Below are 21008 nucleotides of genomic sequence, written 5' to 3'. Positions count from 1 at the left end.
GCACTTAATTGTTATTTCATTTGCTCTGGTAACCATAGTGATAATTGGGGAAGGATTACTACGATAGCTAAAAACACAATCATTAAAATAATAAATGGTATAACGCCTTTAACCACTTCACCGAGCTTTTCTTTTGCAATACCACTTACTACGAAAAGATTTAACCCTACTGGAGGTGTAATCATACCTAGCTCCATATTGATTGTCATAATGATCGCAAAGTGAATAAGGTTAATATCAAAATGGACAAGAATTGGTAGCAAAATTGGTAAGGTAATTAAAATGATAGAAACGGCTTCTAAGAACATCCCCATAATAAAGAACAAAATATTGACGATAATCATGAAAATCCATTTGTTCATATCACTTTCTGCAATCCAAGCACCAACTTGCTGTGGCACTTGCGCATTCGTTAAATATAATCCGAATAATGAAGCGGCACCGATAATTAAGAAAATCATCGCTGTAATATTAATAGACTCAACTAATACTTCGCGGAAATCTTTTAATTTCATTTCACGATAAATGAATAGCGATACGATTAAACCGTAAAATACGGCAATAACGGCTGACTCAGTAGGTGTGACAACACCTGAATAGATAGTACCTAAAATTAAAAACGGTAAGAAGCCACCCCAAATGGCTTTTAATGATTTACGTCCACGCTCCCTCCAAGAGGCAGGCTCGTCTCCTTTAAAGCCATTGCGCTTGGCATAAAAGATGGCAGCAACGATTAAAATGCCTGTTAACGCAAGACCAGGAATAACACCCGCCATGAACAATTCGCCAATGGATTGCTCGGATGTGATACCATAAATAATTAACGGGACACTTGGCGGAATTAAAATGCCGAGCGTACCACCAGCAGCTACTAGCCCCATTGAATACCGTTTTTGATAGCCGGCTGAAATCATGGCAGGGATCATAATTGAACCGATAGCAGCAGCAGTAGCAGGGGAAGAACCTGAAATCGCTGCGAAAATAGCACAGGCAACAATCGTTACGACGGCAAGACCCCCAGGTAGATGACCAATCCATGCGCGTAATGCTTCAATTAAATATTTGGAAATGCCACCACGTGCCATAAGCACTCCTGCAAGAACGAATCCTGGAATAGCCATCATCGGGAAGGAATCGAGTGCTGTGAAAATACGTTGTGGAATCATATTCATATTAAAATCGATTTGGAAAAATACTAAAATAGTAGCCAGTGCTAAGCTCACTGCAACTGGTACACGTAAAAATAATAAAACAAAAAAACTAAGTAAGAGGATTAGCATATTCTTCGTCCTTTCCTCGTAAAATATTGACTAATCGTTCTACAAAACGCAATAAAAATAAAACACCGGAAATCGGCAGTACTAAATAGACAACCCACATTGGAATGCCGATATCAAGCGATACCATGCCGGATGTAAAACGATTCTCCACTAAAATAAAGCCATAGTACGTATAAATAATACAAAATACGATGCTTAAACATGTTGCGACTAAATCTAAAATTCGTTTATTGGAAGGTTTTAATTTATCGTATAAAATATCGACTTGGATATGTTGATTGTGGCGAAGAGCTAAACCAAAGCCAAGAAATGTTCCCCAAATAATTGCGTAGCGTGCTAATTCTTCCACCCAAGCTTGCGGCTCGTTAAAAATATAACGCATCATGACACCGTAGAAGATAAGTGCGATCCCAGCTACGAAAAAGAACCCAGCAAGGATTTCCTCTAGATAGCCCCAAACTTTATGTAAAACAGTCATGCGGATGCCTCCTTAAAATATAATTAAATTTTTTGCCTATTCATAAAGTAAAAGGTCCATTCGTTAAAGAACCATATTGTGAAATTTGTAAGCGATTTACTTTAAGAAAAAGAGTGAGTGTCGATTACTTATCGACACTCAATGTTGAAGAGCTTATTTTAAATCACGAATACCGTTAATTAATTCTTCTGTAATAGCTTTACCGAACTCTTCGTAAACTGGCTCCAATTCAGCTTTAAGTGCATCTTTTTGAGCCGTTGTTAATTCAATGACTTCAATACCAGAATTTTTAATGTTCTCAAATGATTTTTCATTTTCTTCAGAAGCTAATTCCCAAGCTAATGTTGTTGCTTCAGTTAAAGAGTCTTCCACCGCTTTTAATAAATCTGTAGGGATCTTTTCCCAGAAAGGTTTGTTAACGAAGATGGCATAGTCTAGACGACCATGTTCTGATACGGAGAAGTACTTTTGCACTTCTTGGTACTTTTGTGTATCAAAGTTGTTGAATGTGTTTTCTTGTCCATCTACCGTTCCTTGTTGAAGCGCAGCATATGTTTCACCGAATGAAATCGTAGCAGAGCCCGCTTTTAATGCTTTAAATTGTGCTTCCAGTACTTTACCTGCCTGTGCACGGAATTTTAACCCTTTAAAATCTTCCACGTTCACAAGTGGATGTTTGTTATTAGAAAAATGCTTAAAGCCATTTTCCCAGAATACGAGACCTTTAATATCGTTTGCTGCTAACTGATCGGATTCTAAAATCGTTTTCGCTACGTCGGAATTAAAGAACTTACGAACATGCTCTTCATTTTCAAAAAGATACGGCATGTCCACGTACTGCCAACGAGGGTCGATTTTCACCATTTTTGTAACAGATGGAGCAATCATATGTACGTTCCCAGATACTAATGCATCGAGCTCATCGTTATCGCCATATAATTGGGATGAAGGGTAAACTTCAACTTTCACTTTCCCGTCTGTTTTCTCGTCCACTAGTTTTGCAAAAGCGTCAGCTGCTTTCCCCTTCACGCTGTCGATGGATGTTACGTGAGAAAATTTAATAATAAGTGGTTTGTCTTTTGTATAGCCACCATCTCCATCAGCTGCTGGAGCAGAAGCTGGTTGTTTTTTATCGCCGCCACAAGCTGCCAATGCGAGAACAAGTACAGCCATTAATGACATAAGAAGCCATTTTTTCATTGCAAATCCCCCTTAGTGTTTTGATTATAGTTAAAAGGATTCCCTTTAAACCCAAGTTATTGACGTGCATGGTTTTTTGGTAGCGCAAGAATATATTTCTTGCTATAGTTTTTGGCGTAATAATCATAGACTGGTTCAAATGCAGACTCCCATTTTTCAACATCTTCATCTGTAAAGTAATGAATATTAATACAGCTGCAAGCTTCCATTTCTTGCAGACGTTCTGCCGTAAGTTTTTCGGCAAGTTGCCATTCCCATTGTTGTACTTCTGCTAATGTTTCGAGTAGCAATGTTTGTACATCTTTCGGTAATGACTGCCAAAACTCATTGTTCATAAGTAGTAAATAGCCTAAATAACCGTGATTACTAATCGTTAAGTAATCTTGCAGAGAATGCAGATTTTTACTTGTAATATTCGTGAGCGTATTTTCTTGTCCATCGACATTGCCTTTTTGTAGTTGATGGAAAACGGTGTTGAAATCAATGCGTTTTGGATAAGCACCTACGCTGGAAAATTGCTCTGCTAAAATATCACTTGGCATGATGCGCATGCGTAAGTTTTTTAAGTCCGAAACTTCTTGGATAGGGCGGATACTGTTACTGAACTGCTTAAATCCACTATCCCATACACCTATCGAAAACAGATTATGGTCGTTTAATTTCTTCATTAAAGATTGACCAACTTCACTTTCTACGTATGTATGCACTTCCTCGGCGTTTTTAAATGCGTAAGGCAAGTCCATCACTGACCACTCAGGGACAAGCGTTGTGATTTTCGAAATGGCGGGAGCAATCATCTGAATATCGCCGCGTAGTAGGGCATTCATTTCTTCACCATCTTTATAAAGAACACCGTTTGGGAAGACTTGAATTTCTACATGACCGTTACTACGTTGTTTAACGAGCTCGGCAAACTTAACTGCTGCCATGCCTTTCGGTGTGTTTTCACCAACTACATGTGAAAATCGAATAACAATTTGTTCTTCATGACTTAACTGCTCATTGTCTGTGGGGTATTCTTGTTGCTGACAAGCAACTAACAGCACTGTCAGTAACATGATAACGCTAACAAATTGTGTTAGAATGCGTTTGCGCCACATACAAATTCACCTCTATTCTATGGAAGATGTGAACGTTCTTTATTTTATTTGAAATATCAAAATACTCAATATTATGGTATTAATGAACATTTTGGTATTTATGGTATTTGCTAAATGGCTGTGTTTTATTGAAAGAAGACGATGAAATGCTGTATTTACAATAAATAAAGAATCTGCCAATCTTTGCGGGAATTTACCCATGAAAAGGTGCAGATTCTTATTAATTGTCGGGACAACACAACTATTTCATTTCAACGAATAGTATTTGGTAGGTCGTCCAACAGTACCGTATTTTAATTCAATATGCACAGAGCCCTTTGTCGCTAAAAAGTCTAAATACTTCCGTACTGTTACTCTCGCCATACCAACATTTTGTGCAAGCTGCTCAGAAGTAATAGGTGCTCGGTGGCTCGTTAAGTAACTTAAAATTTGCTCCATCGTTATGTTGTTCAAACCTTTTGGGAGTTCTTGCATGTCGTGTTGTAAGCCTAACCACTGATCGATATGTTCTTGGTTAATCGTCGTTGTAGTTAGTAAATTTTTTGTAGCATTTTTATATTGCAGTAAAGCTTTCTCAAAACGATCAAACCGAAAAGGCTTTATTAAATAATCGATTGCACCGAGTCTTAGTGATTCTTGAACTGTCGGGGCATCTCGAGCCGCTGTAATCATAATAATGTCGGAAGGAATACGCTGCGCCCGAATTTTTAAAAACAATTCCATGCCGGTCATATCAGGTAAGAACATATCCAGTAAAATGAGGTTTGGCTGTTGAATAATAATTTTTTCATAAGCTTCACGTCCATTCGCTGCCTCACCTATAAGCTGAAAACCTTTCATTTTATTTAAGAAACCTTTGTTTACCTCAAGGACCATGGGATCATCTTCTACGATAAAAACGGTATATTTGCTCATTGTGCTTCTGTCACCCCTATTTTAATTGTAATGGTTGTGCCAAGTTGAACAGTTGAATCTACTTGAATTGTGCCATTGTTGGATTCTACAATTTGTTTGACAAGGGCAAGCCCTATGCCATGTCCTTCTTTTTGTTTCGTGCTAAATCCATAATCGAAAATGCGTTGTGGTAAGCCTTCAATGCCTTTACCACTGTCCTGTACTTCAATAAATAAATAATGCTTATCACCAATAATCGTCAAGTGCACATCCTTATCGGTACATTCAAAGCAAGCTTCCATGGCATTGTCCAATAAGTTGCCGATAATCGTTATAACATCGCCACTTGATAAGCCACTCATAAAGTCTATAAGATTTGAATGTTCATCAATTGTCAGCTCCACCCCAAGTTCCTTAGCGCGTGAGAACTTACCAAGTAATAAGCCTTGAATTGAATAATCTTGAAATTTATCATGCAAGCTTTGAATCAGTTCCTCTTCATCTGTAATTTCATCGATAATAAGGCTCAAAGCATCGTCATTGCGTTCTAATTGTATAAGTCCAGCAATACTATGAAGGCGATTCATATATTCGTGTTGTTGTGCTCGTAAAGAATCGACGAGCATTTTAATCCCTGTTAATTCTTCAGCAAGCATATTCGCTTCTTTGCGGTCAGTTAACATAATAAGATAGCCCGCGTTTTGTTCCATAATGCGAATGGGAATGGTTCGTACTAAATACATTTGCTCGAACATTAGCAGTGGTCGATAGATTTCGTGTTGATGAATCGTATCTTCCGCAAGCCAAGTGTCTTTAAACAAAGTTTTTCGGGAAACTTTTTGCCCAAAGAAATGCGTATACTGCCTTGCTAAACGATTAATAAACGTTACATTGCCACTTTCATCGGTAGCTAAAATACCGATATCCATTGCTTGGATAATGCCTGAGCGTTCTTCTACTAGTCGGGCGATTTCGTAAGGCTCCAAGTTAAAAGTTTGACGTTTTAAATGGTTAGCAACCCATACAGATTCTCCTAACCCTATGACTAAGCCCCAAAATAGTGAGACCAATATATCGAATTGATATTCATCTAGAAGGTTATACCATTTTGGTGCGAGCAGCCCAACAGTAATAACACCTACTTGTTTCGTACCTTCCTCATTCATAATGGGAACGAATGCGCGAATGGAATAGCCTAGTACGCCGCGTGCTTTCGAGATGTACTCATGTTGAGAGAAAGCTTCTATTTCATCGCCACCTTCAAACACAGTGCCGAGCTTACTTTCAGATGGATGTGAATACCGAATACGATTCATATCGATAATGACAATGTAATCCACATCAGTTGTTAAGCGTATCCGTTCTGCAATTGGCTGAATAATATCAAATCCCGCTTTCGTCCCTACATTATTTTGTACTTCAGTAAGCTGGGAAACTGTTCTTGCTATCGCTATAGCACGGGCCCCGAATTCCTTTTCTAAAGCACCAGCAAGATTATGAATCATAATGGCCCCGCTCGTCGAGATTGAAAAAATCACAATAATAAACGAAAAGATAAACATTTTGAGTCGTAATGATATATTTTTCATAACAATGAAAAGGAATGCCAAAAAAGCAACCTTTGCTCGATTCATCACCTCTGTCGTGTATGTTTCGGTATGTAAGTACTTCTTATTTAATGGAGATAGACGAAACCCATTTTTCTAGCAATGTACTAGGACTATCATTCTATATTAAAGTAACACAAAAGATTGCTTGTTGTAATACAATTACAGATTTATAGAATCGGTTTTAGTTGTGTTCTATAACAATTAGGTTAAGGGGCAGTAGAAGTGTTGTAGTCACAGCAATAATTGGTATTTTTCTGTAAATTAGAAAATTTATATTTGAATAATAAAAAATAATTAGTAACAGTAGAAGGAAAAGACGATATACAAGCTGTTGTTGTTAAATAAATTACAATTTAATCATTTAATGGGTTTGTTTACTTATCTTATAAATGAAGTGAAGGTTTTGTGTGGGAAAAAATTTCTTTATTATCGTTTTAAAATTCTCTTTTGTTCCTAATATTTCTGTATGACCATTATTCGGTTGTTCTTGTTGCATACGTCTTTTTATTTGTAATTTGCATGGCTTGTGGGGAAAAGCATTCGTTGGTATGTGAAGGTATGCACATTTTTAATTATATTGAAATAGTTTATTACAATCAATTAAGTACAGTAGAAAAATAATAATCTCTAAATTATGTTAGTGATATTGTTCGATAAGCGCCTTTTTACTTACAGAGAGTAAGGATTGGATTGTTTTTGATATATCTAGTGTGATAAAAAACTTTTTGGAGAAATAATATTTTTTAGAAAAACATCTTGCATTTGAATAATTATAAGTGGTAAATTGTTTTACATGGACGTTCATAGAATTTTCACAGGTAGCAAAAGAGGGGAGAAATGAGAATTTATGAATAAAAATAGATGGTTAATTGCATTATCTGCGATCGCCATTCACCTTTCGATTGGTGGAGCTTATGCATACAGTGTATACAAGCTACCGATTGTCACAGAAATGGGATGGAGTGAAACAAAGGTTACGATTGCTTTTACAATTATGATGGGGCTTGCAGGGTTTTCAGCAGCGCTATTTGGTAGTTTAGTAGAAAAAATGGGGCCTCGTAAATCGGCGATGGTAGCTGCTGTACTGTTTGGAGCAGGACAAGCAGGAGCAGGTGTTGCGATTTCGATGGATTCTGTGACATTGTACTGGCTAACTTACGGCTTATTAAGTGGACTAGGTATGGGGATTGGTTATATTGCGCCTGTCTCAACATTAGTTAAATGGTTCCCAGATCGTCGTGGTTTAGCAACAGGTATGGCTGTATTAGGGTTTGGTTCAGGTGCACTGATTACTGCGCCGGTAGCAGCGAACTTAATGGAAGCAGTCGGTATTTCTACAACTTACTTTATTTTAGGGGCATGTTACTTCACGTTAATGATTTTAGGGGCTTCATATATTGCGCCGCCAAAACCAGGTTATATGCCTGCGAATATGAAAGCGGCTTCAGAAAAAGGCAAGGAAGTAGTGAAAACAGATTTAGCTGTTATGTCAGCTCGTGAAGCTGTCAAAACGAAGCATTTCTGGATGTTATGGTCAATGCATTTAGTCAATGTTACAGCGGGTATTATGATGATTTCAGTAGCATCACCGATGGCACAGGAAATTGTAGGCTTATCAGTTGCGGGTGCCGCAGCAATGGTAGGTGTAATGGGGTTATTCAATGGTGGTGGTCGCTTAATTTGGGCTGCTGTCTCTGATTATATTGGTCGTCCAAACGTCTTTGTTATTTTCTTTACAGCACAACTTATTACATTTATCGTATTACCACATACGACAAACGTTATTATTTTCCAAGCACTTATTTTCTTAGTAGTTAGTTGTTATGGTGGTGGCTTCTCAAACTTACCTGCATTCGCAAGTGATTTATTTGGTACGAAGCAACTTGGCGTTATCCATGGTTATTTACTGACAACTTGGTCATTAGGTGGTGTATTTGGTCCACTTCTAGTGAGTACGATTAGAAATGCTTATGACAGTTACATTCCTGTCTTTTATATCTTTGCAGGTTTAATTGCCATTTCATTTATTATTGCTATCACGTTACGTGCTGATGTACGTAAACAAACAGCATTAAAAGCAGCATCACAAAAAGTTGGAGACGTCTCCGCTACACGCTAATTTTATTGTTAATTCGCACTTGAAAGTATAGCCGTATGAGTGTCATTTCGCATATGACACTGATGCGGTTTTTTATTTGTAGTAATTGTTATATAACACTTGATTAATCTTCGTCTAACATATAACAGTGGTAGTTTGCTGTCAATAACATTATGGTAATTAAAGTGATTTTGGTTCTAAAAGAGAATTTTTGCAACGATATTGTTTGGATAGAGAGCGTAGATTTCTTAAGAAAAATATCAAAATGATCGTATTAGATTGCAGATGTTGGTGAATCTTTTCGCAACTCGTGACGTATATAAGGATATGAAGGAGGCGGAAGATATGGGGAAATATTCAATAAACGAGTTTGTTCAGACAACCCAACAAGATGATTATATGAACGAGTTTTTTGCGTTAGAAACAGAACGTGTATTAGAGGTAAATTTAGATGGTGAAGTCTGGTCGAAAATGGGGGCTATGATTTCATACATAGGCGATATTAAGTTTGAGCGTGAACGCGTGTTAGAGCATGGTCTTTCAAAAATGTTTAAAAAAGCTTTGACTGGCGAAGGAACACAACTGATGAAAGCGAAAGGTAAAGGCCGTCTTTATTTAGCAGATCAAGGGAAAAAAGTGACCATTTTTGATTTGCAAGATGAGAGTCTTTGTGTCAACGGTAATGACTTATTAGCGTTTGAACCAACTATTAATTGGGATATTCATTTAATGCGGAAAATGGCGGGTATAATGTCTGGTGGCTTATTCAATGTAACGTTACAAGGAAGAGGCAAGGTAGCCATTACAACCCATTTTGAGCCGTTAACATTATTAGTGAAGCCAGGTGAGACGGTTTATACAGACCCACATGCAACAGTTGCATGGTCAGGCAATTTAACCCCTGAATTTAAAACAGATATTAGCTTCCGTACGTTTATTGGACGTGGCAGTGGTGAATCGATTCAAATGGCATTCTCAGGCGAAGGATTTGTCATTATCCAACCATACGAAGAAGTCTATTTGTCTAGTGAAAGTTAATAGAGGCTTAACAGTACAACAGTATTTTAATGTGGGACTTAATCCGTTGAATCATTCATCTGCAATTAATATTAATATTGGAAGAGCATTAGTTGATGGTAGCGAAGGCGGTGACTCCTGCGGGAACGCACAGAACGTAAGACGCAACAAACCGCGCGTAGCGAGGGTTGCGGCTTACGTGTGTGCCCGCGGAAAGCACCGCCGTAGCGGACATCAACGGCATTGCAAAAAGAGTTAGATTGATGGCAGTCAATCTAACTCTTTTTCTCTTATATCTATGTCCCTTAGTCATGGCCAGATGAAATCGAGATTTTACAAAGCGGCGTTCATGCCTGCAATTCGTCCTGTCACGAGCGCAGATGTAATATTGTAGCCGCCTGTATAGCCATGAATATCTAAAATCTCACCACAGAAAAATAAGCCGGCCTTTTTCTTCGATGCCATCGTTTTTGGTTCGATTTCTTTGACAGAAACGCCTCCACCTGTCACAAATGCTTTGTCGAGCGATTGCGTGCCGCTCACCGTCATGGTGAAATTGACAAGTAATTGTGCTAAAGCGCGAATTTTTTCTTGAGATAATTCAGTACCAGTCATTTGGACATCAATATTGGCGCGATCGCATAAAAACAATAACCAGCGTTCCGGTGCTACGCCTTTCCAAACATTTTTCACCGCTTTTTTTGGCTCTTCTTTAATTAGCTTATTTAAGTACTGCAAACAAGTTTCTTCATTGTAATCTACAAGTGTTTGGATACGCATTGTGACTGGCTCGTAACCAGTTTTCATCAATTCCTTGACGACAAATTGACTACAGCGTAAAACAGCAGGGCCACTTAAGCCGAAATGCGTAAAGAGCATGTCCATTTGGTGTGTAACGAGTGTTTTGCCTTTTTTATTGAGAACTGAAACCGCGACATCTCGTAAAGCTAATCCTTGGAGCTCTCTTGTTTGAATAAAGTCTTCCTTCGATAAAATCGGTACTTCAGTTGGGAATAATGTAGTCACATTATGGCCAGCACGTTCTGCCCAAGGATAGCCGTCACCCGTTGAACCTGTTTGAGGCACTGCTTTCCCGCCAACGGCAACGACTACGGCTTCACAACGGACTTCTGTACCGTCTGCTAAACGTACACCAATAATTTTTTCCTCATCCATTAGTAACTTGTTAACAGGTGTGTTTAAGCGTACTTCAACATGTAGTCGCTGTAATTGACGAATAAGTGCATCGACGACATCTTGCGCACGGTTGGATACAGGGAACATACGACCATGATCTTCTTCTTTTAATGCCACGCCTAGGCCTTCAAAAAAGGCAATAATATCTTCATTGTTATAAACAGTAAAAGGGCTATATAAAAAACGGCCGTTGCCAGGAATATGTTTAACGATTTCTTCAACGGGTAGTCGGTTCGTTACATTACAGCGACCACCACCAGAGATGGCTAGCTTTTTACCAAGCTTTGTCCCTTTTTCGAGGAGTAAAACTTTCTTTTTTCGTTCTCCAGCGGCGATAGCAGCCATTAAGCCAGAAGGGCCACCACCGATAACGATAACATCATACATATATGTGAACTCACTTTCTTTTCTTTTTTAGGAACCTTTCCTATTATACATGAAGTCTTTATAGAGGGCGGCTACTTTACATTGAAAATTATAATAAAGTGCATTATAATTTTTTATCTATAATGACAGCATGAAATGAATGGCTTTTCGTGCTATGATGGTAGAGGTTATGCACTAAATTATGAGGTGAAAAAATAGATGTGCGGATTTATTGGCTATATTAATGGAACAAATGTGATTGATCATCACCAAACAATTGAAAATATGATGAATACGATTATTCACCGTGGACCGGATAGTGGTGGTATTCATAGTGACGATAAAGTAACGTTAGGTTTCCGTCGTTTAAGTATAATTGACTTATCAGACGTGGCAAATCAACCTCTTTATAGCCCAGATGGCAACATCGTGCTTGTTTTCAATGGGGAGATATATAATTTCCAAGAGTTACGCGAAGACCTACAAGCAAAAGGTCATACGTTTAAAACGAAATCAGATAGTGAAGTATTAATTTTCGGTTATATCCAGTACGGTGTAGAATTCGTCAAGCAGCTTCGCGGTATGTTCGCGTTCTGTATTTGGGATAAAAAGAATGATTTACAATTTATCGCACGTGATGGCTTCGGTATTAAACCGCTGTATTATACGGAAAACACGACGGATGGAACATTTATTTTTGGTTCAGAAATTAAATCTTTCATGCCACATCCGGCATTCATTAAAGAATTAAACAAAGACGCATTACGTCCTTATTTAACATTCCAGTATTCTTCAATGGACGAAACATTCTTTAAAGGTGTGTTCAAATTACCACCAGCGCACTATATGGTTATTCAAAATGGACAAAAACAAATTGTGCAATATTGGGATAAAAAATTCCATGCAAAAGAAGCACCAATCGAGAAATATGTGGAAGATATTCGCTCAACAGTGAAAGAATCTGTCGATGCTCACCAAATTAGTGATGTTAAAGTTGGATCTTTCCTATCTGGCGGTATTGATTCTAGTTATATAACGTCATTATTACGTCCAGATAAATCATTCTCTGTTGGTTTCTCTGATTATGAAGATATGTTCAATGAGACAAACTTAGCAAAAGATTTATCGGATACGTTAAATATTCAAAATGAGCGTAAATACATTTCGGCGGATGAGTGCTTTGAAGCATTACCGAAAATTCAATGGCATATGGATGAGCCACAATCAAATCCATCGTCAGTGCCGCTGTACTTCTTATCAGAGCTAGCTGCGAAAGATGTCACTGTCGTGCTATCTGGTGAAGGTGCAGATGAAATTTTCGGAGGTTATTCTTGGTACCAAAACTCTGGCAGAATGAAAAAATACGAGAAAGTACCATTTGGTCTTCGTAAAGCATTACGAGGAATCGCCGAGGCGTTACCTAAAAACCAATACACGCATTTCCTAGTAAAAGGCGGTCAAACAGTAGAAGAGCGCTTTATTGGGGAAGCCGTTGTTTGGGATGAGGATGATGCATTAAATGTTCTAAAACCTGACTACAAAAACGGTCCTTCTGTCCAAACAATTACAAAACGTATTTATGATGAAGTGCCAGGTGATGATGATGTCACAAAAATGCAGTATTTAGATTTAAATTTATGGATGCCTGGTGATATTTTATTAAAAGCCGATAAAATGAGTATGGCGCATTCTATTGAATTACGCGTACCATTTTTAGATAAAGAAGTGATGGAGCTAGCAAAAGATATTCCGTCTAGATATCGTGTAAATGATATCGATACGAAATACGTGCTTCGTCAAGCGGCACATCAGGAATTACCAGAGGAATGGGCAAAACGTCCAAAGCTTGGTTTCCCTGTACCGATTCGCCACTGGTTGCGTGAAGAAAAGTACTACAATATGGTGAAAGACATGTTCACAACAGACTTTGCCAATGAATTTTTCGATACGAAACAATTAGTTGGCTATTTAGATGAACATTATGAAGGCAAAGCAAATCGTGGTCGCTATATTTGGACAGCTTATGTGTTCCTAGTATGGTATAAACAATTCTTTGTTGATATGTAAAATAGAAGTAGCAGTTCAAAGAATCGATTTGATTTTTTGAACCGCTATTTTTTTGGGAGTACTTTAGAATTGATGGCAAGTAGCAAAAACTTTTCAGTGTAATTATGCATCTGTTTTCTTGTAAATATGTTAAGATAACAGTTGGTTTACTTGTTTTAATGAATCAAAAGTGAGGATAGATCACTTTTCAATCTTGATTTTACTAATGAATGGATGGATACGATGTCCAATTTAATGAAAGGTACTGCGATATTAACATTAGGGATGTTTTTATCCAAAGTGCTTGGATTAATTTATGTTTTCCCCTTTTATGCGATTGTCGGGCAGGAAAATATCGCGCTTTATCAATATGCCTATATTCCTTACTCAATTATGCTCGCAATAGCGATTTCGGGTGCACCGATCGCTGTTTCTAAATTTGTTTCCAAATACAATGCAATGGGCGATTATCAATCAGGACGTAAGCTGATGAAGTCAGGCATACTGATTATGATGATAACAGGTATTCTGTCCTTTGCTGCACTCTTTATTTTGGCAACACCCATTGGTGAGCTTGTAATCAAAAGTGATGAGCAAAAATTTACTGTTGAGCAAATAGCTTCTGTTATTCGCTGGGTCAGTTTTGCACTAATTGTTGTGCCATTTATGAGTTTATGGCGTGGTTTTTTCCAAGGCTATGACAAAATGCAACCAACAGCAGTTTCGCAGTTAGTGGAGCAAATTGTCCGAATTGTCGTGTTATTAGGTGGTTCTTTCTTAGTAGTCGTTGTCTTTAATGGCAAACCTGAAACGGCCGTTTCTTTTGCTGTATTTGCAGCATTTATTGGAGCCATTGGCGGTTTAATGGTGCTCTATTACTATTGGAAAAAATACCAGCCTGAATTTAATTTATTGCGTAGTCAAAGTATCACGTCAACACAGCTACCGATGTCAGATATTTATAAAGAAGTCATTACGTATTCGATACCTATGGTGTTTGTTGGGGTAGCCAATCCATTATTCCAATTAGTGGATATGGTGACGTTTAACGGGGCGATGAGTTCCATTGGCTTAGCAAAAGTGACAGATGAATATTTATCGATGATCAACTTTACAACACATAAAGTTGTAATTATCCCAGTTATGTTAGCTACAGGTTTTTCCAGTGCGCTTGTGCCGACAATAACAAAATATTTTACACAAGGTGAATATTTATCGTTACGGAATGCAATGGATAAAACATATCAAGTATTAATTTTTATTACATTACCAGCCGTTGTTGGTATTTCATTACTAGCAAACGAAATTTATTTTCTGCTTTACTCGGAAAGTGAAATGGGTGCAACGATTTTAGCCCACTATGCACCAGTGGCGATTTTATTTGCGTTGTTCCAAGTGACCGCTGCACTGTTACAGGGCATTGACTTCCAAAAATGGATTGTTTTCAGCTTACTGTCAGGTATTTTAGTAAAGCTAGCCCTTAACATTTCGTTTATTCGTTGGCTAGAAGCAGATGGCGCTATTTTGGCAACTGCCATTGGCTATAGTGTCTCCATTATTATTAATATGTTAGTGCTTAGAAAAACGTTGAATTATAAATCCGTAATGGTCATTCGTCGCGTACTACTTATTGCATTGTTAACAGCCGCGATGGCAATTGGCGTTTTAATTTTCCACAAACTATTAGAGCTTGTAATGGGGCCAGTGGATAGTAAATTCTCTGCACTTATTTACTCTATAATTTGTGCGGCAGTAGGCGTTGCGATTTACGGCTACTTATCATTACGCCTTGGCTTAGCACAAAAATTACTTGGCGAACGAATAACACGTATAACAAGTAAATTGGGAATTAAATAGGAGGAATTATGCGTTTAGATAAATTACTAGCCAATATGGGCTACGGCTCACGAAAGGAAGTTAAACAACTCCTAAAACAAAAGGCCGTATCAGTTGATGGTACCTATGTAAAAGATGCAGCCATGCATGTTGATCCAGCACAGCAAAATGTTGTGGTCTATGGGGAACGTGTTGTCTACACGGAATTTGTCTATTATATGATGAATAAGCCACCAGGTGTCATATCGGCCACAGAAGATTTACGAGATGAAACAGTTATTGACTTATTAGACCCTTTACATCAGCATTTTCAGCCATTTCCAGTCGGTCGTTTAGATAAAGATACTGAAGGTTTATTGCTGTTAACGAATGATGGTGTTTTGGCACATAATTTATTATCTCCAAAGAAGCATGTACCAAAGGTGTACTACGCAAAAATAGAAGGCATTGTGACAGAAGAGGATGGCGAGAAATTTGCTCGTGGTGTGGAGCTAGATGATGGCTATACTACGAAGCCAGGTGAGCTTGTTATTTTGAAATCTGGTCCGCAATCCGAAATTGAATTGACGATACAAGAAGGTAAATTTCATCAGGTGAAACGGATGTTTGAGGCGGTTGGTAAACGTGTAATTTACTTAAAGCGCCTTTCAATGGGGAGCTTACAACTCGATGAAAGTTTAGCGTTAGGTGAATATCGTGAGTTAACGCCTGACGAATTGGCGGGCTTACAAAATAGAGAGTAAAGAAATCCTCGGTGCTAATTTGTTTAGTAGCGAGGATTTTTTTACATGTTTGTCCCAATAATTGTATAATATGATATATCAATAAAATATCGTGGAGGAAGTTGACGTACCGAAAAATTTTTAAAATCAAAAAATGATAGTGAAGATAAGTAGAGGACATGTTAATGAAAAAACTACGGATTAAATTATTATTATCTTTAATTGCTTTTGCATTAATACTAGTTGCTGTCATTTCTTATGTGAATAGGCAAATTCTTATCGCAAATATTGAAAACCAAGAAGCTAGTAATCGAACATTAATTGAAAATCATATTTTAACGGATATGCAATCGGTAGATAATGCACACTTTTATTTTGATACAAATATTTCGGATAAGATGGAACAACAGCTACGAGCATTAGTAGCCTATTATGAAAAAAATCCAAATATCGATACATGGAATTTACAGCAATTGAAAAAGCAATATGGTATGGATATATACATATTAGACCGAACAAATACGGTCATTTATACAACGTTCGACCAAGATCAAGGCTTCGACTTTTCCCGCTGTTGTAAAAACTTCTCTGCACTATTAGATGAACGTAGAGAGAGTGGACAATTTTATACAGATGGTATTGATATTTCCACAACGACGGGGCAATATCGGAAATTTAGTTATTTGGCAACACCCGATAAAAAATATTTATTCGAGCTCGGTCTAAAATTAAGTGAAGTACCTGTTTATCAAACATTTAATTTTGGGAAAACCGCTTCTTATCTTATTGAAAAGTATGATGATTTGCTAGATGTCCAAACAATTAATGCGGGCGGCGTATTTTTTTCTGATACTGAATCTACGCGAATTACAGTGGAACATCAATCACAACAATTTCAGCAGTATTTTAAAGAGGCTCTTCGCACAATGAAGCCAACTGAATATCAGCGAAAATTAGCAAATGGCTATATTGAAACAAATCGATTTTTACCCTATGAAGCTGAAGCGGTACGTGGCGCATCGTCAAAACGTGTCGTCTATGTGAAGTACGGTAATGAAACAGAGTTGAACGCACTTGCCAATAATACGAAACAGTTTTGGTTTGTCCTGATGATTGCGTTAGTAACAGCTTTTATTATGCTCGTCGTTATTAATAGATTGTTTTCAAAAACAATTCAACTTGCTACCTACGATCCGCTAACAAATGTCTTTAACCGTGCAACCTATATTAGCAAAATGGATAAATTATTAAAAAAAAGAAAAAATAATACGCCTGGATTATTATTAATTGATTTAGATAACTTTAAACAAGTAAATGATCAATTCGGTCATGCTGAAGGTGATAAAATTCTTATTAAAACGGCTACCATTTTAAATGAAGTTGTCGAAACGGAAGGCTTTGTTGTGAGATTTGGTGGAGATGAATTTGCCATTGTTTTGTATGATGCGAATGAGGCGTTTATGGAGCAATTAGCGAATGCCATTTTGGCGAAAATCCGGCGCATTAAAAATATCGATCATAGTAAATGGTCGGTTCTTTCGGTAAGCATGGGCGGCGTTATTTGTGAAAGCCCAAATGAATCAGAGTTAAGTTTATTTGAAAGAGCAGATAAAGCTTTATATCAGTCAAAAAAAGCAGGTAAAGATAGATACTCAAGTTACGATGAGGTAGCTGTGACAGAATAAAAGAAACAGTGAAGGAGCGAGGCATGTAGGTGTAGCAACCCTACTTGCCTTGCTCCTTTTTATAAGGCACTCTATTCGACAATTTGTTGTGTTTTAGAGCGGTAAAATAAGGAACTACCTAATACAAGAACAGCAATCACTACAAACATAAAGTCAATATAGTGCGTTAACAGCCAGCCCCCTATAATGGGACCAATAAAGCCGCCTAAATTTTTAAATTGGGCAGCCCCTAAATAGGTAGCTTTTTGTGTCTCTGGCGCAATTTCATCAATCATCACATTCATCGTAGGAAAGGCAAATATTTCACCAATCGTAAAAATAACCATTGCACAGATGAACAGTGGATAGTTTGTTGAAACGCCAAATAACGCTAACCCAACGGCAAAAAACAAAATGCCGATAAGCAGAATCGTTGATGATGAAAAACGCTCTGAAAATATACTAATCGGTAATTGCAATAAAAGAACGACCGCTGCATTTAATGAAATTAATAGGGAATAGAGCTTGGCACCCTCTACAATTTTAAGCTCAATCAGTTGTGGAAGTGTGGAGTCGAATTGAGAATAGCCAATATTAATTAAAATTGCACCGAAAATAAAACTTAGTAATACACGATTTGTTAATAAAATCGTAAAGGTTTGTAGTACTTTTGTTTGCGTGATAGCCTTTTGTTGCTGCATTTCATAACGATTCAAGACGAATAACAAAAAGATCGCATAAATAATGTACATAACACCTGTCAACATAAATGGAATGCTAGGACTGGATAACGTAGCGATATAAACACCAATAAGAGGTCCAATTACAGCGGCAATATTAATAGCTGTATAGCGTAACGAAAACAACCTTTTTCGTTTGTCAGCCGGCGTAAAATCAATCATTAATGCTTGTGTGGAAGGCTCGAAGAATGAACGACATAAACCGTTTAGTGCATTAAGTATGATGAAGAACCAAATCGAATGGGCTGTTGCAAAGCCGAAAAATACAATACTCCAAATGAGTATCGTCAGTAAAATGACACTTTTTCGACCAAACCGATCGGTTAAATACCCGCCAAAAAATCCACCTACTGTGGAAATCAGTGGGGCGATACCTATGGTCAACCCTATTTGTAAAGGGGAGGCATCAATTTCGTTATGTAAATAGATAGCTAAAAAAGGCATTGCCATAAAGCTTGCAATACGTGTAAAGATCGTTCCGCCTAGAATAATCCAAACAAGTGGATGAAACATTTTGGATAGTTTCATAAAAATATCCTCCTCTCAACATGTAGAATGTTTCGAGTGTAACGGATTGTGAAGGGCTTTGTAAATAGAAAAAAAGAATGACCCCGACGAAAGGCCATTCTTTTCCCAAACTAAATGCTTTACGCAATGTGCGCAAAAACTAAGACGTCAATTTTACTTTTTTACTCGTCGTTGTCCATTTGCCTCGACTTGGACTCATCACCAAATCGTTAAAGGCTAACACGTTCAAATCTCTTTGAACGGTGCGAGGAGTGATGCTAAACTCTTCGACTAAATCCTGTGTAGACACGGTTCCTTTGTCTAAAATAAACATGTACACGTCTTTAATACGATTAAGCATTCGATCAGTAGTTGGTTTCATAAATGAACCACTCCTTCATCTTAATTCTCTTGGCAAAGACTAGCGGACGACATTATGTGCGGAGTGCACTGAGGCTATTAAGTAGCTGCCTTAGACATCCCCTTTTCTAATTTTTATGTTCAGAACAACAATTCTGATAACTCTATTATATAAAAAAATGAGTCGTTTTTCTAGTCAATGCAATAGAAATTTACAATATATACATAAAATTTGCGCTGTATTTAGTGGAGATTAGTGAAAATCATGCTATATGTGGTAGTGTAAAGGGAAGATAGGCAAATGATAGTTAGAAATATCATTGTATTTTTCGTTGTAAAGAGTAGAATAATCTTATTATAAATTACAGGAGGTACATAAGATGGATTGGTTAAAAGCTGCAACAGAAAGACAGGATGAATTAATACAGGAATTGCAAGAGCTTGTGCAAATTAATAGTGTCTATGATGAAAATACGATATCAGCAGAAGTGCCGTTTGGTGAAGGCCCGTTAAAGGCACTCGAATACATGCTAGCAAAAGGGGAAGCTGAAGGGCTTCGCACAAAAAATATTGATAATTATGCTGGCCATATCGAAATGGGTCAAGGAGAAGATTTACTTGGTATTTTATGTCATGTAGATGTTGTACCCGTTGGTGATGAAACAAATTGGACTTATCCACCTTTTAGTGGCACGGTCGCAGACGGAAAATTATTCGCGCGAGGTGCGATTGACGATAAAGGTCCAACAATTGCTGCTTGGATGGGCATGAAGCTTGTAAAAGATGCAGGTATTCAATTAAATAAACGAGTTCGCATGATTATCGGTACAGATGAAGAAACAGGCTTCCGCTGTGTCGACCACTACTTTGAAAACGAGGAAATGCCAACAATCGGTTTCGCACCAGATGCGGATTTCCCATTGATTAATGCCGAAAAAGGCATCGCTGCGCTTGCATTGTCCCAAAATCAAACTGGGGATAGCACGAAAGAACAGCTACTACTATTTAATGCTGGCAAGCGTTCAAATATGGTACCAGATTTTGCAAAAGCGACAATTCAATTGGCATCTGCACAATTCGAACAGAATTTTCAAACATTTTTAAGCAAAAATCAGCTAGAAGGCTCTTTATTAATGGAGGGGTCTCACTATATAATAACTATCAAAGGAAAAGCAGCACATGCAATGGAACCTGAGAAGGGTGTCAATGCAGCTGTTTACCTTGCAGCATTTTTACAACAAGAGTTGACGACAGAAGCAAGCAAGCAATTTGTTGATTTTATCGTTGATGTGTTCAATGAAGATCATTATGGTCAAGCATTATCTCTACAATTTGAAGATGACATGTCAGGCAAAACGACATTAAATCCAGGTATTGTAACTTATGATGTGGCGCAAGGAGGTAGCATCATCGTTAGTTTCCGCTACTCCGTAACGTATCCATTTGATGAAAAAATAACAGAGGCTCAACGTATAGCTGCTGAAAAAGGTTTTTCTCTTGATGTTCAAGAAAACTCAAAACCTCATTATGTAAGTGAGGACGATCCGCTTATTCAAACGTTAGCTGGTGTCTACCGCCGTCAAACGGGCGATAACGAAACACCTCTACTGTCAACTGGTGGAGGTACGTATGCACGCGTATTGAAAAAAGGTGTGGCATTCGGCATGTTATTCCCTGGTGATCCAGACGTTATGCATCGCGCGGATGAATACGTTATCGTTGACAAATTAGTAAAAGCGGCTGCTATTTACGCAGAAGCAATTGCAGAACTTGCAGGGAAGTAATGTGAAGGCAAAAGCTTGAGTGAGACCAACAAGTCTTATACAAAAGCGTGTCACTCACAATGGTCTTTGATTCCCTACTCTAGTCTTACTTTATTGTGTAATGGGAATC

The 21008-nt window shown here is 37.8% G+C and carries 16 protein-coding genes; 7 read left to right on the top strand and 9 right to left on the bottom strand.

From position 1 onward, the window contains the following. Window positions 1–11: 11 nt before the first annotated feature. The 6 genes from ACKVEV_RS11415 to ACKVEV_RS11390 all read right to left on the bottom strand — a co-directional run bounded on the left by ACKVEV_RS11415 (window position 12) and on the right by ACKVEV_RS11390 (window position 6586). Window positions 12–1280 carry a TRAP transporter large permease gene (locus tag ACKVEV_RS11415; RefSeq protein ID WP_409366607.1) on the bottom strand — a complete coding sequence of 423 codons (1269 nt, stop codon included), beginning with the start codon at window positions 1278–1280 and terminating at the stop codon, window positions 12–14. Beyond that, window positions 1261–1758 carry a TRAP transporter small permease gene (locus tag ACKVEV_RS11410; protein WP_409366606.1) on the bottom strand — a complete coding sequence of 166 codons (498 nt, stop codon included), beginning with the start codon at window positions 1756–1758 and terminating at the stop codon, window positions 1261–1263. Before ACKVEV_RS11410 ends, ACKVEV_RS11415 begins: the two co-directional genes overlap by 20 nt. A gap of 153 nt (window positions 1759–1911) precedes the next feature. Beyond that, the gene (locus tag ACKVEV_RS11405; RefSeq protein ID WP_409366605.1) at window positions 1912–2958 is read right to left on the bottom strand and encodes a DctP family TRAP transporter solute-binding subunit; all 1047 of its coding nucleotides are present in this window, start codon (window positions 2956–2958) and stop codon (window positions 1912–1914) included. A gap of 56 nt (window positions 2959–3014) precedes the next feature. After that, complete coding sequence (locus ACKVEV_RS11400) at window positions 3015–4058, bottom strand: DctP family TRAP transporter solute-binding subunit (RefSeq protein WP_409366604.1); 1044 nt, start codon at window positions 4056–4058, stop codon at window positions 3015–3017. 246 nt (window positions 4059–4304) lie between these two features. After that, complete coding sequence (locus tag ACKVEV_RS11395; protein ID WP_409366603.1) at window positions 4305–4973, bottom strand: response regulator; 669 nt, start codon at window positions 4971–4973, stop codon at window positions 4305–4307. After that, window positions 4970–6586 carry an ATP-binding protein gene (locus ACKVEV_RS11390; protein ID WP_409366602.1) on the bottom strand — a complete coding sequence of 539 codons (1617 nt, stop codon included), beginning with the start codon at window positions 6584–6586 and terminating at the stop codon, window positions 4970–4972. The genes ACKVEV_RS11395 and ACKVEV_RS11390 overlap by 4 nt, the downstream gene beginning before the upstream one ends. Before the next feature lie 823 nt (window positions 6587–7409). Between ACKVEV_RS11390 and ACKVEV_RS11385 the strand changes: the two genes are divergently transcribed. Together ACKVEV_RS11385 and ACKVEV_RS11380 are read left to right on the top strand one after the other, a co-directional pair. After that, entirely contained in the window at window positions 7410–8681 is a 1272-nt protein-coding gene (locus tag ACKVEV_RS11385) for an OFA family MFS transporter (protein ID WP_402920180.1), read from the top strand. Window positions 8682–9005: 324 nt separating this feature from the next. Beyond that, a complete protein-coding gene (locus tag ACKVEV_RS11380; protein ID WP_409370471.1) occupies window positions 9006–9698 on the top strand; it encodes an AIM24 family protein in 693 nt (230 codons plus the stop codon). A 312-nt stretch (window positions 9699–10010) separates the two neighbouring features. Here ACKVEV_RS11380 and ACKVEV_RS11375 read toward each other — a convergent pair whose 3' ends face one another. After that, the gene (locus tag ACKVEV_RS11375) at window positions 10011–11261 is read right to left on the bottom strand and encodes an NAD(P)/FAD-dependent oxidoreductase (RefSeq protein ID WP_409370470.1); all 1251 of its coding nucleotides are present in this window, start codon (window positions 11259–11261) and stop codon (window positions 10011–10013) included. Between the two features lie 198 nt (window positions 11262–11459). On the opposite strand from ACKVEV_RS11375, the gene asnB reads away from it, so the two are divergent. From asnB to ACKVEV_RS11355, 4 genes are all read left to right on the top strand, one after another. Continuing rightward, on the top strand, window positions 11460–13307 hold the full coding sequence (gene asnB, locus ACKVEV_RS11370; RefSeq protein WP_409370469.1) for an asparagine synthase (glutamine-hydrolyzing): 1848 nt from the start codon (window positions 11460–11462) through the stop codon (window positions 13305–13307). Window positions 13308–13529: 222 nt separating this feature from the next. Next, window positions 13530–15143 carry an oligosaccharide flippase family protein gene (locus tag ACKVEV_RS11365; RefSeq protein WP_409370468.1) on the top strand — a complete coding sequence of 538 codons (1614 nt, stop codon included), beginning with the start codon at window positions 13530–13532 and terminating at the stop codon, window positions 15141–15143. A gap of 8 nt (window positions 15144–15151) precedes the next feature. Next, window positions 15152–15865, top strand: coding sequence for a pseudouridine synthase (locus tag ACKVEV_RS11360; RefSeq protein ID WP_409370467.1), 714 nt, complete (start codon window positions 15152–15154; stop codon window positions 15863–15865). Window positions 15866–16029: 164 nt separating this feature from the next. Next, window positions 16030–17529, top strand: coding sequence for a diguanylate cyclase domain-containing protein (locus ACKVEV_RS11355; RefSeq protein ID WP_409370466.1), 1500 nt, complete (start codon window positions 16030–16032; stop codon window positions 17527–17529). 71 nt (window positions 17530–17600) lie between these two features. Here the strand turns inward: ACKVEV_RS11355 and ACKVEV_RS11350 are convergent, their stop codons facing one another. Continuing rightward, window positions 17601–18776: an MDR family MFS transporter gene (locus tag ACKVEV_RS11350; protein ID WP_409370465.1), complete on the bottom strand. Its 1176-nt coding sequence runs from the start codon at window positions 18774–18776 to the stop codon at window positions 17601–17603. Window positions 18777–18915: 139 nt separating this feature from the next. After that, window positions 18916–19137, bottom strand: coding sequence for a DeoR family transcriptional regulator (locus ACKVEV_RS11345; protein ID WP_025220342.1), 222 nt, complete (start codon window positions 19135–19137; stop codon window positions 18916–18918). Window positions 19138–19495: 358 nt separating this feature from the next. Between ACKVEV_RS11345 and pepV the strand changes: the two genes are divergently transcribed. Then, on the top strand, window positions 19496–20899 hold the full coding sequence (gene pepV / locus ACKVEV_RS11340; protein ID WP_409370464.1) for a dipeptidase PepV: 1404 nt from the start codon (window positions 19496–19498) through the stop codon (window positions 20897–20899). Window positions 20900–21008 lie beyond the last annotated feature (109 nt).

This window comes from Lysinibacillus sp. 38-6 (genome assembly GCF_046245175.1).
Lineage (GTDB): Bacteria > Bacillota > Bacilli > Bacillales_A > Planococcaceae > Lysinibacillus.
The sequence above is the reverse complement of the archived record's forward strand: the minus strand, read 5'-3'. Positions and strand labels throughout refer to the sequence as shown.

Bases quoted from the DNA above. Each gene is read 5' to 3' on its own strand.
- ACKVEV_RS11405 (WP_409366605.1), bottom strand. From the start codon at position 2,958: ATGAAAAAATGGCTTCTTATGTCATTAATGGCTGTACTTGTTCTCGCA.
- ACKVEV_RS11350 (WP_409370465.1), bottom strand. From the start codon at position 18,776: ATGAAACTATCCAAAATGTTTCATCCACTTGTTTGGATTATTCTAGGC.
- ACKVEV_RS11375 (WP_409370470.1), bottom strand. From the start codon at position 11,261: ATGTATGATGTTATCGTTATCGGTGGTGGCCCTTCTGGCTTAATGGCT.
- ACKVEV_RS11395 (WP_409366603.1), bottom strand. From the start codon at position 4,973: ATGAGCAAATATACCGTTTTTATCGTAGAAGATGATCCCATGGTCCTT.
- pepV (WP_409370464.1), top strand. From the start codon at position 19,496: ATGGATTGGTTAAAAGCTGCAACAGAAAGACAGGATGAATTAATACAG.
- ACKVEV_RS11400 (WP_409366604.1), bottom strand. From the start codon at position 4,058: ATGTGGCGCAAACGCATTCTAACACAATTTGTTAGCGTTATCATGTTA.
- ACKVEV_RS11365 (WP_409370468.1), top strand. From the start codon at position 13,530: ATGTCCAATTTAATGAAAGGTACTGCGATATTAACATTAGGGATGTTT.
- ACKVEV_RS11380 (WP_409370471.1), top strand. From the start codon at position 9,006: ATGGGGAAATATTCAATAAACGAGTTTGTTCAGACAACCCAACAAGAT.
- asnB (WP_409370469.1), top strand. From the start codon at position 11,460: ATGTGCGGATTTATTGGCTATATTAATGGAACAAATGTGATTGATCAT.
- ACKVEV_RS11390 (WP_409366602.1), bottom strand. From the start codon at position 6,586: ATGAATCGAGCAAAGGTTGCTTTTTTGGCATTCCTTTTCATTGTTATG.
- ACKVEV_RS11385 (WP_402920180.1), top strand. From the start codon at position 7,410: ATGAATAAAAATAGATGGTTAATTGCATTATCTGCGATCGCCATTCAC.
- ACKVEV_RS11345 (WP_025220342.1), bottom strand. From the start codon at position 19,137: ATGAAACCAACTACTGATCGAATGCTTAATCGTATTAAAGACGTGTAC.
- ACKVEV_RS11355 (WP_409370466.1), top strand. From the start codon at position 16,030: ATGAAAAAACTACGGATTAAATTATTATTATCTTTAATTGCTTTTGCA.
- ACKVEV_RS11360 (WP_409370467.1), top strand. From the start codon at position 15,152: ATGCGTTTAGATAAATTACTAGCCAATATGGGCTACGGCTCACGAAAG.
- ACKVEV_RS11410 (WP_409366606.1), bottom strand. From the start codon at position 1,758: ATGACTGTTTTACATAAAGTTTGGGGCTATCTAGAGGAAATCCTTGCT.
- ACKVEV_RS11415 (WP_409366607.1), bottom strand. From the start codon at position 1,280: ATGCTAATCCTCTTACTTAGTTTTTTTGTTTTATTATTTTTACGTGTA.